This window comes from Anaerostipes hominis (ex Lee et al. 2021), assembly GCF_002270485.1.
GTDB lineage: Bacteria > Bacillota > Clostridia > Lachnospirales > Lachnospiraceae > Anaerostipes > Anaerostipes hominis.
In genome coordinates, this window is record NZ_NQOG01000026.1 from 21,400 (window position 1) to 32,288 (window position 10,889).

Annotated in this window: 14 protein-coding genes; 12 read left to right on the top strand and 2 right to left on the bottom strand. The window is 46.9% G+C overall.

Annotated features, from left to right (window positions below):
* The 11 genes from cobT (at window position 1) to CI597_RS19570 (ending at window position 8,641) form a co-directional block, all read left to right on the top strand.
* Window positions 1-1,050, top strand: a complete 1,050-nt coding sequence (gene cobT, locus CI597_RS15640; protein ID WP_024727635.1) for a nicotinate-nucleotide--dimethylbenzimidazole phosphoribosyltransferase — start codon at window positions 1-3, stop codon at window positions 1,048-1,050.
* Between the two features lie 12 nt (window positions 1,051-1,062).
* On the top strand, window positions 1,063-1,575 hold the full coding sequence (locus CI597_RS15645) for a bifunctional adenosylcobinamide kinase/adenosylcobinamide-phosphate guanylyltransferase (protein WP_024727634.1): 513 nt from the start codon (window positions 1,063-1,065) through the stop codon (window positions 1,573-1,575).
* A gap of 9 nt (window positions 1,576-1,584) precedes the next feature.
* Window positions 1,585-2,349, top strand: coding sequence for an adenosylcobinamide-GDP ribazoletransferase (locus CI597_RS15650; RefSeq protein ID WP_024727633.1), 765 nt, complete (start codon window positions 1,585-1,587; stop codon window positions 2,347-2,349).
* A gap of 10 nt (window positions 2,350-2,359) precedes the next feature.
* Window positions 2,360-2,743: a bifunctional adenosylcobinamide kinase/adenosylcobinamide-phosphate guanylyltransferase gene (locus tag CI597_RS15655; protein WP_024727632.1), complete on the top strand. Its 384-nt coding sequence runs from the start codon at window positions 2,360-2,362 to the stop codon at window positions 2,741-2,743.
* The gene (locus CI597_RS15660; protein WP_024727631.1) at window positions 2,740-3,348 is read left to right on the top strand and encodes a histidine phosphatase family protein; all 609 of its coding nucleotides are present in this window, start codon (window positions 2,740-2,742) and stop codon (window positions 3,346-3,348) included. The genes CI597_RS15655 and CI597_RS15660 overlap by 4 nt, the downstream gene beginning before the upstream one ends.
* Entirely contained in the window at window positions 3,339-4,307 is a 969-nt protein-coding gene (cbiB, locus tag CI597_RS15665; protein ID WP_024727630.1) for an adenosylcobinamide-phosphate synthase CbiB, read from the top strand. Before CI597_RS15660 ends, cbiB begins: the two co-directional genes overlap by 10 nt.
* 17 nt (window positions 4,308-4,324) lie before the next feature.
* Window positions 4,325-5,392: a pyridoxal phosphate-dependent aminotransferase gene (locus CI597_RS15670; RefSeq protein WP_024727629.1), complete on the top strand. Its 1,068-nt coding sequence runs from the start codon at window positions 4,325-4,327 to the stop codon at window positions 5,390-5,392.
* Window positions 5,374-6,888 (top strand): cobyric acid synthase, encoded by a 1,515-nt coding sequence (locus tag CI597_RS15675; protein WP_024727628.1) that lies wholly within the window; start codon window positions 5,374-5,376, stop codon window positions 6,886-6,888. Before CI597_RS15670 ends, CI597_RS15675 begins: the two co-directional genes overlap by 19 nt.
* Window positions 6,888-7,517, top strand: coding sequence for a precorrin-8X methylmutase (locus CI597_RS15680; RefSeq protein ID WP_024727627.1), 630 nt, complete (start codon window positions 6,888-6,890; stop codon window positions 7,515-7,517). Before CI597_RS15675 ends, CI597_RS15680 begins: the two co-directional genes overlap by 1 nt.
* Before the next feature lie 88 nt (window positions 7,518-7,605).
* Window positions 7,606-8,208, top strand: coding sequence for a polysaccharide biosynthesis C-terminal domain-containing protein (locus CI597_RS15685; protein ID WP_328514494.1), 603 nt, complete (start codon window positions 7,606-7,608; stop codon window positions 8,206-8,208).
* Between the two features lie 109 nt (window positions 8,209-8,317).
* Window positions 8,318-8,641: a methyltransferase family protein gene (locus CI597_RS19570; protein WP_081723839.1), complete on the top strand. Its 324-nt coding sequence runs from the start codon at window positions 8,318-8,320 to the stop codon at window positions 8,639-8,641.
* Here CI597_RS19570 and CI597_RS15695 read toward each other — a convergent pair.
* Window positions 8,616-9,383, bottom strand: coding sequence for a sulfite exporter TauE/SafE family protein (locus CI597_RS15695; protein WP_024727625.1), 768 nt, complete (start codon window positions 9,381-9,383; stop codon window positions 8,616-8,618). The genes CI597_RS19570 and CI597_RS15695 overlap by 26 nt on opposite strands.
* A 19-nt stretch (window positions 9,384-9,402) precedes the next feature.
* A complete protein-coding gene (locus CI597_RS15700) occupies window positions 9,403-9,840 on the bottom strand; it encodes a MarR family winged helix-turn-helix transcriptional regulator (protein ID WP_034549396.1) in 438 nt (145 codons plus the stop codon).
* A gap of 188 nt (window positions 9,841-10,028) precedes the next feature.
* On the opposite strand from CI597_RS15700, the gene CI597_RS15705 reads away from it, so the two are divergent.
* Complete coding sequence (locus CI597_RS15705) at window positions 10,029-10,589, top strand: TetR/AcrR family transcriptional regulator (RefSeq protein WP_024727624.1); 561 nt, start codon at window positions 10,029-10,031, stop codon at window positions 10,587-10,589.
* Window positions 10,590-10,889 lie beyond the last annotated feature (300 nt).

A 10,889-nucleotide genomic window follows, 5' to 3' on the forward strand; every position in this document is an offset into this window, starting at 1 on the left:
ATGGACATCACAGAAATCAGCAGTCATATCAAGAAACCGGATGAAAACGCTGTGAAACGGTGCAGGGAGCGCTGGGACAGCATAGCAAAACCGCTGCACAGCCTTGGAAAGCTGGAAGATCTGATCGTAAAGATCGCGGGAATCACCGGAAGTGAGCACATAAATCTCACAAAAAAAGCACTGGTTTGTATGTGTGCCGACAACGGAGTCGTGGAAGAGGGAATCTCCCAGTCAGGACAGGAAGTCACGGCGATCGTTTCCGAAAATATGTTAAACGGCAGGGCCACTTCCAGTGTAATGTGCAGGCATCTGGGTGCAGATTTGTTTGCCTTGGACGTGGGAGTCGCATGCGAGACGTCTCTGATCCAAAAGAAATCAGCTTTTGGAACAAAAAATATGCTGAAAGAGCCTGCGATGACCAGAGAGGAAGCCGTCAGGGCCGTCAATGCTGGAATTTCCATGGCATTTGAGCTTTCCCGGCAGGGTTATTGTATCGCGGCCACCGGAGAGATGGGTATCGGAAATACGGCCACCAGCAGTGCGGTCGCATCCGTTCTTCTGAACCGGCCGGCAGAAGAAATGACCGGACGGGGAGCGGGTCTCGATCATCAGAGACTCCGGCGCAAGATTCAGGTGATCGAACAGGCAGTAAATATGCACCGTCCCGACAGTAAGGACCCGCTGGATGTTCTCTCCAAAGTCGGTGGCTTTGATCTGGCTGCTCTGACAGGATTCTTTCTGGGCGGGGCAGCGGCAAAACTTCCTATAGTGGTTGACGGTTTTATCTCCGGGACAGCGGCTCTGGCGGCAGCGAAAATCTGTCCAGATGCAGTCCATTCCATGCTTCCTTCCCACAAGTCAAAGGAGCCGGCGGCAGGACTGCTGCTGGACGCGCTCGGGCTGGATGCCTGCCTGGACTGCGGCATGAGTCTTGGAGAAGGAACAGGAGCTCTTATGCTGTTTCCTTTGCTGGACATGACATTGGATATCTATGAAAAAATGAGCACCTTTGATGAAATCAACGTGGAACAGTATGTTCCTCTCGGCTGAAAGGAGGGCCGGATGTTTACATTAGTCACCGGCGGCAGCGGCAGCGGAAAATCAGAATATGCAGAGAGTCTTGCAGATTCCTGGAACGATCCGAAAATCTATGTGGCAACCATGATGCCGTTTGATGAGGAGACCGGAAAGAAAATTCAAAGACACCGGGCTATGAGGAGGGACAAAGGATTTGTCACTGTGGAATGTTTTACCGGGCTTTCTGCCCTCCATCTCCCGGAGGGGTGTCATGTACTGCTGGACTGTATGTCAAATCTCACGGCCAATGAAATGTATACAGAAGAGGGGGCTGGGCTTGACACAAGGGATTCCATTCTCTCCGGCATAGAAAATCTTCTGGCATTTGCAGAGGATGTATGTATTGTCACCAATGAGATTTTTTCAGACGGAATAGAATACGGCGCCGAAACGATCCGCTATCAGAGATGTCTTGGGGCTTTGAACTGCCGGATGGCTGAGCTGGCAGACCGGGTGGTGGAAGTGGTATGCGGGATTCCACTGCGACAGAAAGGATGAGGCAAAGAAATGAACCAGCTTTGGAACAGTTTTAAAATCGCATTTTCCATGTATTCCAGAATTCCCGTGCCGGGAAGTGAATGGACAAAAGAACATATGAAATATACCCTTTGTTTCTTTCCGGCAGTCGGGGTTATTGTGGGACTTCTTGTCATTTGCTGGTCCGATTTCAGCCGCTTTCTTGATTTTGGGATGCCGGCCCGCACGGCGGGATTAACTCTGATCCCGGTCATTGTCACCGGAGGCATCCATATGGACGGATTCATGGATACTGCAGACGCTCTGGGATCTTTCCGGGGCAGAGAAAAAAAGCTGCTTATTTTAAAAGACCCCCACTGCGGAGCATTTGCCGTTCTTTCATGTGTGTGCTATTTTCTGGCATATGGAGGTGCCGTCAGCGAGATCGGGAGAGGAAATCTTCTGATCCTTGCCTGGGGATTTGTGCTGTCGCGGGCGTTGAGTGCATTTTCTATCGCCTCTTTTCCCATGGCAAAAGAAACAGGGCTTGCGGCATCCTTCTCCGGGGCTGCCCATAAAAAAGCGGTGCGCGGAGTCTCGGCTGTGACGGCGGCAGGTTCTGCGGCCGTCATGTGCTTCCTGAATCCTGCCGCCGGACTTTTGTGCATCGGAGGAGCCGTTTTATCCTTCGTCTGGTATTACCGGATCTCGATGAAGCAGTTTGGGGGCATCACAGGGGATCTCGCAGGGTGGTTTCTGCAGATATGTGAGCTGTCTGCGGCCATATGCCTGGCCGTAATAGAGAAAATAATGTAAAGGAGCAGTCATGATTATCATCATAGGAGGAGCATTTCAGGGAAAAAAAGAATATGCGGAAAGGGTCACCGGCATTTCGGGAGACCAGATGACAGACGGAGTGGAGTGTTCTTTGGAGGAGATTTATTCCTGCCAATGCCTTTATCATTTTCATGAATGGGTCAGGCGGAAACTGCCGGACATAAAGGATTATGAACAGGAAGCCAGGAAAATTTTCGAAGCAAATCCAGAGCTGGTTCTCATAGCCAATGAACTCGGCTGCGGTGTTGTGCCGGTAAATGCATTCGACCGGAACTTTCGGGAGACAGAGGGGAGACTTATTACCTGTCTTGCCGGGATGAGCAGTGAAGTGCACCGGGTCGTGTGCGGAATAGGTACGGTGATCAAGGGATGATCAGAGGATATTTGATCCGGCACAGCATGACAGGGAGCAATGCTTTGGGCCGCTATGCCGGGAAAAGAACAGATGAAGCTTTAAGTACAGAAGGGATAAGCCTGTGTCTGGACAGGATATATCCGCAGACAGACGTGGTCTATACAAGCCCTATGAGGCGGTGTATACAGACTGCCGGACTTCTTTACTGCGGAAAAAAGTCTGTGATCCGGGAACAGTTCACTGAGTGTGATTTCGGCATTTTTGAGGGAAAGAACTACAAAGAGTTATCCGGCGAGCCTGAGTATCAGGAATGGATCGCCAGTAATGGAACCCTCCCATTTCCTGAAGGCGAGAGCAGAGAAGAGTTTCAGGTCAGGTGTCTTGAAGGGTTTTGTCTATGCATAGAGCACTGCATACAGTATCAATATAAAAGTTTTGCAATGGTAGTCCATGGAGGCACGATCATGAGTATTTTAGACGGCTTTGCCATCCCTCACAGAGATTATTTTCACTGGCAGGTGAAAAATCTGGAGGGATATGAAATAGAGACAGATGAAAAACAGTGGGCCTCAGGGAGGCGTGAAATCTATGTAAGAAGAGAGGGAACAGACATATGGAAATAAGAGCAGCGGCGTTATTGTTTGGGTTTTTTCTGGACTTCCTGTTTGGTGATCCCCGCTGGCTCTATCATCCCATCCGCCTGATCGGTTCAGCCATTTCTGCGGTGGAAAAGGGAATCCGGGCTGTTTTTCCTAAAACACCCCGCGGGGAAAGAGCAGGAGGGATTCTTCTGATCCTTCTGATCGGGTCCGGTTCCTTCGCCCTCCCGTTTTTTGTCTTGAAAATGCTGTACGGCTGGAGCCAGACGGCAGGATTTCTCCTGGAGTCTTTTTTATGTTATCAGCTGACGGCGGCCAGAGGTTTGAAAGATGAGAGTATGAAAGTTTACAGAGAGCTTACTGAAGGCTCTCTTGCGGGGGCCAGAAAGGCAGTCTCTATGATCGTCGGAAGAGATACAAAAGAACTTACCCAAACCGGCGTTATAAAGGCTGCCGTGGAAACAGTGGCAGAAAATACATCGGACGGAGTCGTAGCCCCGTTATTTTATATGTCGTTAGGCGGTGTCCCACTGATGTTTCTCTACAAGGCCATCAACACGATGGATTCCATGGTAGGCTATAAGAATGAAAAATATCTGAATTTCGGCAGATATCCGGCAAAGCTGGATGACTTGGCAAACTATATTCCTGCCAGGCTGTCTGCATGGTTCATGATCGCTGCCTGTATTTTTACTGGAAATGATGTATTGGCGGCCAGACAAATTTACAGGCGAGACCGGAGAAATCATAAGAGTCCCAATGCCGCCCATACGGAAGCAGTGACAGCAGGGGCTCTGCACATCCGGCTGGCAGGAAATGCCTGGTACTTCGGAGAACTATATGAAAAACCTACAATTGGTGATGATTTAAGGCCTCCTGAGCCGGAGGATATAAAAAGAGCCAACGGCCTCATGTATGGATGCAGCCTCTTGGCAGCCGCCGTTTTTGGGTTTATACTTATGTGCATCGGATGGAAGTTTTGACCGGAAGGAGGATTGGCATGAAGAAACATATACACGGGGGAGATATTTACCGTCACGGGCATGTGACTGATTTCTCTGCCAATGTAAATCCTCTCGGAACGCCGGAGAGTGTCAGAGAAGCTGTTCGGAATTCGGCCGACGGCGTCGAATACTACCCGGACGTTCACTGCAGCAAATTAAAAAAGGCATTATCAGACTGGGAACAGGTTCCTGAATCCTGGCTGATCTGCGGCAACGGCGCCGCGGATCTTATTTTTGCCCTGACACTGGCGTTAAAGCCTAAAAGGGCGTTAATCCTGGCCCCGACCTTCGCAGAATATGAACAGGCACTGAAAAGCGTAGGCTGTCAGATAACCTATTTTTATTTGACGGAGCAGGAGGAATTTCTTGTGACAGAGAAGATCCTTTCAGAGATCACCCCGGCTCTGGATATGGTGTTTTTGTGCAATCCGAACAATCCCACGGGAGAGCTGACCGACAGGGAATTACTGTTGAAACTCTCAGAAGAGTGCAGAAAAAATCAGGTTTTTTTAGCAGTGGACGAGTGTTTCTTAGATTTCGTCCCGGATGGACAGGACTATGAGCTGGCAGGCTGCCTGAAACATAACCGCAATATTTTTTTGCTGAAGGCATTTACAAAGCGTTACGCCATGGCCGGTCTCCGTCTCGGATACGGTATCTGTTCTGATGAAAATGTTCTTTTCAGAATGGAGGAAGTGACTCAGCCATGGAGAGTGTCATCGCCTGCCCAGGCCGCAGGAACTGCGGCTTTGTCGGAGCAGTCCTATTTAAAGCGGTCAGTACGGTTCGTAGCTGCACAGAAACATATATTAAAAAAAGCATTGGAGGAAGCAGGCTTTCGAGTTTATGGGTCCAGAGCCAACTATTTATTTTTTAAAGGTCCGGAGGATTTTTATAAATACTGTCTTTCTAACTCAATTCTGATCAGAGATTGTGAAAATTATGAGGGGCTGTCTAAGGGGTGGTTCAGGATCGCAGTCCGGACGGAAAAGGAAAACAGGCGGTTCATTCAGATCCTTCAGGCGTTTTCGAAAGGAGAAACAGCATGGCAAAGACAATCATGATTCAGGGAACGATGTCAAACGTTGGGAAAAGTCTTATTACCGCAGGGCTTTGCAGAATATTTAAGCAGGATGGCTATAAAACCGCTCCGTTCAAGTCTCAGAATATGTCGCTGAACTCATACATAACAAAAGACGGACTGGAGATGGGACGTGCTCAGGTTATGCAGGCAGAGGCGGCGGGAATCGAACCGTCTGTCTGTATGAATCCGATTCTTTTAAAGCCTTCCAGCGATACCGGCTCACAGGTAATCGTAAACGGGAAAGTCCTTGGGAGTATGAGCGCCAGGGAGTATTTTGCATATAAAAAAACACTGGTTCCTGAAATCCAAAAGGCATTTGATGCTTTGAGCAGGGACAATGATATCATTGTCATAGAAGGTGCAGGCAGTCCGGCAGAGATTAATCTGAAACAGGACGATATTGTCAACATGGGTATGGCAGAGCTGGTCAATGCACCTGTACTTCTAGTGGGAGACATCGACCGGGGAGGCGTCTTTGCACAGCTGACCGGAACCATGATTCTGCTGACAGAGGAAGAACAAAAAAGAGTGAAAGGAATGATCATCAACAAGTTTCGGGGAGATAAAACGATCCTGGAGCCCGGCATTGAGATGCTGGAAGAAAAAGTGCAGATCCCCGTCGTAGGGGTTACCCCATACATGAATCTTGAACTCGACGATGAGGACAGCCTGACCGAGAGGTTTGACCGGAAGACAAAAAAGGAATTGGTCGACATTGCTGTGATCCGGTTTCCGAGAATGTCTAACTTTACAGATTTTAACGTTTTTGAGCTCATTCCCAATGTGTCTCTGCGTTATGTAAAAAAAACGGGAGAACTCGGAGATCCGGATATGATCCTGCTTCCGGGAAGCAAAAATACCATTGAGGATCTCCTGTGGCTTCGTCAGTCCGGCTTGGAAAATATGATTCTGAAAGAAGCCTCCGGGGGAACGATTATTTTTGGAATCTGCGGAGGCTATCAGATGCTGGGAGAAGTGCTGTCTGACCCTCATCATGTGGAGACAGGCGGAATGGTCAAAGGAATGGGACTGCTCCCGATCGACACCGTCTTTTCCAAACAAAAAACAAGAAGCCGGGTAGAGGGAAGGTTCCTTGAACTGGATGGAGATTTATGTTCGCTCTCAGGAGCCTCTTTTGAGGGATATGAAATCCATATGGGGGTCTCTACTCAACATGGTGATGGAAAGCCTATGATATGTCTTGAAGATAGAGTGAATGGTGTCAAGAAACCATGTGGAATTTGCAGGGAAAATGTATACGGTACTTATGTCCATGGGATTTTTGACCTTGCGGATACGGCGGAAAAGATTGTCCGTGCCATTGGAGAAAAGAAAGGGATCAATCTTTCCGATGCTCCGGCGACGGATTACCGGCAGTTAAAGGAAGATCAGTATGATCTGCTGGCAGATGAACTGAGAAAGCATCTGGATATGGAAAAAATATATGAAATCCTCGATAAAGGAGCAAAAGACTGATGAAGATTGAACTTGAGAATGTGGAGCCTGCACAGATCGAGGCAAGAAGTTTTGAGATCATAACAGAGGAACTGGGGGAGTTTCCTCTGATTCCCGGAACAGAACCTATTGTAAAACGCTGTATTCATACAAGCGCTGACTTTGATTACGCAAAAAATCTTTGCTTTTCGGATAATGTAGTATCGCTTGCCATAGATGCCATCAAAAACGGCGCATCCATTGTGACAGATACGCAGATGGGCAGGGCCGGGATCAATAAAAAGAAACTGGCCCGGTATGGAGGAACAGTTCAGTGTTTTATGTCTGATAAAGATGTTGCAGAAGCAGCAAAAACAAACGGCACCACAAGGGCTGTGGCGAGTATGGACAAAGCGGCGGCTTTAGGTGAGAAGTTCATTTTTGCAGTTGGAAATGCCCCGACGGCACTGGTCAGGCTGTATGAGCTGATCAGGGAAGGGAAACTGGATCCTCATCTGGTAATAGGGGTTCCCGTGGGATTTGTCAATGTGGTCCAGTCAAAAGAACTGATCATGGATGCTGAAGTTCCGTACATTGTGGCAAGAGGAAGAAAAGGCGGGAGCAATATTGCGGCGTGTATTGTAAATGCACTGCTTTATATGATGGAGTGAGGGAAACGCTGTCAGGACTTTTACAGTAAAAAGAAGGTGAAAAAGTGGAAGAGAATGCGGCAGAGCATTATAAAAATTTCTGAATCCTCTGATGAGGCTGCCGGGCAGTACGGATACAATCCTCCTTTATGCCAGAACCTATGCCGCCTGTATCCTTATTTCCGCGCCCTTGATGACAAGCAGCTTTGTTCTTAACAATATTCTGCGGTATGAGGGAAAGGCATCATTGGCTATGATCGGTCTGACAGCCGGAGGTTTTCTGAATATTTTTGGAGACTGGGTACTGATGACAAAATTTCATATGGGGATCCTGGGAGCCGGGATTTCAACGGCAGTGTCTCAGGTGGTGGACTTTTTCCTATCCTCACAGCTGGCAGGCTGGTTTCGGAATGATCCCGCTGTCATTGAGATCGGGACCTTTGCGTTAAGAGCCCAGCTTCTCACATTGTTTCTGCAGCCAATGTCGGTATGTGCCAACATGATGTTCCAGAGCATCGGAAAAAATGGGACCGCTTCCTTTTTGGCAATGCTTCGAAGCGGAATCTGCTTTATCCCGGTGATCTTTTTGCTGCCTCGTATGTTGGGGCTCACCGGAGTGGAAGTATCCCAGACCGTGGCGGATTTTCTGACATTTGTGATCACCGTTCCGTTTGTGGTACAGTTCTTTCAGCATCTTCCGAATGATGCCTAGGCATATCATCGTGAACATTTCAAATTGGAAAGGGAGAATAATATGAAGATTGTTGGGATTATGATACTTGCTGTGGCAGGAGATGTGATCTTTTTTTTCGATAAAGACAATGAAAGACAGCTGGAGGGCCGGGATCGCAGAGAATGATAAAACTGAAATCGTAACAAGCGGAATCTATCAAATCAGCAGGAACCCGGCCTTTCTGGGGTTTGATTGTGTATACATAGGATTGCTGCTCATGTTTTTTAATCCAATACTACTCATTTTTTCTGTCTTTGCAATTATAATGCTTCATCTGCAGATATTACAAGAAGAGCAGTATTTACCAAAGGTCTTTGGAAATGACTATATCAATTATAAAAACAAAGTTTACCGATACTTTGGAAGAAAGTCCTCCTTCCGATTGTCTAAAAATAATTCACAGCAACAATAGCCAGTCCAAGTACCGTGAGAACCGCTCCGGTGGCACGGTTTAATACAATGGCTGAAGCTTTGTTGGCAAATTTGGCTGCGACCCTGGCCCAGAGGAAGGTACTTAATACACAGAATATCAGGCTTAACATGTCCGGGCGTCCTCCGATGGCAAAATGGCTTAAGGATCCGGTCAGTGCTGTGAAGGTCATGATGAAAACGCTGGTGCCTACGGCAGTCTTCAGCTCATATCCCAGGACACTGGTCAGCAGAAGAAGCATCATCATACCTCCGCCTGCACCGACGAAACCGCAGATAAATCCCACAACAGCACCGCAGATGACAGACTGAAGGAATCTCTTTTTTGCGTTCACAGATTCCATGCTGCTTTTTGTGGTCATGACCGGGCGGACGAGGAACTTAATTCCAAGCAGCAAGGTCATGAAAGTAGAAAAACCGCCCATGGCTGTGCTTGGTACAAGGCTTGAAATATAGCTCCCAACTAAAGTAAAGCATAGCACGGAGGCCATCATGACCAATCCGTTTTTAATATCCAGGTTCTTATGTTTGCCATAGGTATAGGCAGATACAGCGCTGGCACACACATCGCTTGCCAGGGCAATGCCCACTGCCATGTAAGGATTCATTCCGAGAAAGGCGATGAGCATGGGACTGATGACAGCGGCTGCGCTCATACCGGCAAAACCTGTGCCCAGCCCCGCGCCGATTCCTGCCAAAAAACAAATGATAAATTTATATAACATAATCGTTACCTCATACTTGTTATTTTTTTTCTTTCAGTGACTTTGTGATATTATCATCGATCCTGCTGAAAAACTCCTGGAGTTTTTCCCGTTCTTCCTTAGAAAAACCATCCAGCAAAAGTGCAAAGCATTGTTCCTGACAGCCAGCCAGGGCATTAATCCGGTCTTTCATATCAGCAGATAGGATCAGCCGGTGCACCTTCCGGTTTACAGGGTCCGGAGAAGAAGACAGATACCTCTGCATTCTGAGAGATTCCACGGCCTTCGAGACATTGGATTTGGCAAAGCCCCTCATGATGGAGATATCCTTGGCAGTATTATGCATTGGATTATTTTTTAGAAAAAGCAAGACATCAATTTCCAGCTGCGAAAGTCCGTACTGATCCGACAAAGGCTGGAATGTCTGCCGATACAAATGCTTAAAATGGTTTGCATAGGTCAAAACATGATTCTGCATAAACATTCCTTTCTAATATAAGTTATTTTTATAACAGTTCTAATTATAACTATTTGGGCGCAAGCTGTCAATAAATTAAAAAATATGTCGGGATGACACGGTTTAGATATAGTTCTATTAGGAATTACCGTTGACAAAGAATCAGATATATTATAATATTGAATGGTAGTTCAATATTAGGAGGGATTATGGCTCAAGTCTTAAAAGAAGAGATCCGGCAGGGGATTCTCCATGCGGCCCTGGAGGAGTTTTATGAAAACGGATATGTCCGGACGACCATGCGCAGTATCGCTGACAGAGCCGGGATACCGGCTGGTCTCATTTATTCTTATTATAAAAATAAAGAGGCTTTGTTTGATGAAGTCCTCCGCCCGGTGCATTTTGACTGGAAACGGGTCATGAAAGGCAGCGGATCATCGGACCATCAGAATTACCAGTATCTGAGCCAGATGGAAGAGGACTGTATCAGAAGTCTTTTCAGACACCACAGAGAGTTTATCATTATGATGGATAAAAGCACTAAGACAAAATATGAGTGTGAAAAGGAAAACCTGGTATGTGAGATCGAGGGCCATCTGAACTCGCACCGGGATCTGTGCAGGCATTACGATCCAGTGTTTGTACACATCATAGCCAATAATTTTTTAGATGCACTATTGCAGATCGCATACCACTATGAAAGCGAGGAGTGGGCCATGAAACTATTAAACAAGATATCAAAAATGTATTTACAGGGAATCGGTTTTTAAACCGGTTCCTTTTTTTATTGAACAATACTGAATATATGTTCAATATTGAACTGAGTAGGATTTGTACGGTCTTTGGATCCGTTCAGATAAATAAAAAATTTGGAGGAGAAGATTGAAAATGAGAAGTAGAGGGTATCCATTTATTTAATCGCATAACAAATAAGCCATCTTCCGGTGGCTACTTTAAAAAGTGAATATTGAAAAGTTAAGGTTATGCAGTTGCTGACTTGATCTTATAACCTTGATTCCTTGCTATGATGATGGCCTGTTCTACCGTGATTTCACGGTCAACAGGGGGCA

Excerpts from the sequence above, each read along its gene's own strand:
- CI597_RS15660 (WP_024727631.1), top strand. The coding sequence starts at position 2,740 with ATGATCAGAGGATATTTGATCCGGCACAGCATGACAGGGAGCAATGCT.
- CI597_RS15680 (WP_024727627.1), top strand. The coding sequence starts at position 6,888 with ATGAAGATTGAACTTGAGAATGTGGAGCCTGCACAGATCGAGGCAAGA.
- cbiB (WP_024727630.1), top strand. The coding sequence starts at position 3,339 with ATGGAAATAAGAGCAGCGGCGTTATTGTTTGGGTTTTTTCTGGACTTC.
- CI597_RS15675 (WP_024727628.1), top strand. The coding sequence starts at position 5,374 with ATGGCAAAGACAATCATGATTCAGGGAACGATGTCAAACGTTGGGAAA.
- CI597_RS15670 (WP_024727629.1), top strand. The coding sequence starts at position 4,325 with ATGAAGAAACATATACACGGGGGAGATATTTACCGTCACGGGCATGTG.
- CI597_RS15650 (WP_024727633.1), top strand. The coding sequence starts at position 1,585 with ATGAACCAGCTTTGGAACAGTTTTAAAATCGCATTTTCCATGTATTCC.
- CI597_RS15705 (WP_024727624.1), top strand. The coding sequence starts at position 10,029 with ATGGCTCAAGTCTTAAAAGAAGAGATCCGGCAGGGGATTCTCCATGCG.
- CI597_RS19570 (WP_081723839.1), top strand. The coding sequence starts at position 8,318 with ATGAAAGACAGCTGGAGGGCCGGGATCGCAGAGAATGATAAAACTGAA.
- CI597_RS15645 (WP_024727634.1), top strand. The coding sequence starts at position 1,063 with ATGTTTACATTAGTCACCGGCGGCAGCGGCAGCGGAAAATCAGAATAT.
- CI597_RS15695 (WP_024727625.1), bottom strand. The coding sequence starts at position 9,383 with ATGTTATATAAATTTATCATTTGTTTTTTGGCAGGAATCGGCGCGGGG.
- CI597_RS15700 (WP_034549396.1), bottom strand. The coding sequence starts at position 9,840 with ATGCAGAATCATGTTTTGACCTATGCAAACCATTTTAAGCATTTGTAT.
- cobT (WP_024727635.1), top strand. The coding sequence starts at position 1 with ATGGACATCACAGAAATCAGCAGTCATATCAAGAAACCGGATGAAAAC.
- CI597_RS15655 (WP_024727632.1), top strand. The coding sequence starts at position 2,360 with ATGATTATCATCATAGGAGGAGCATTTCAGGGAAAAAAAGAATATGCG.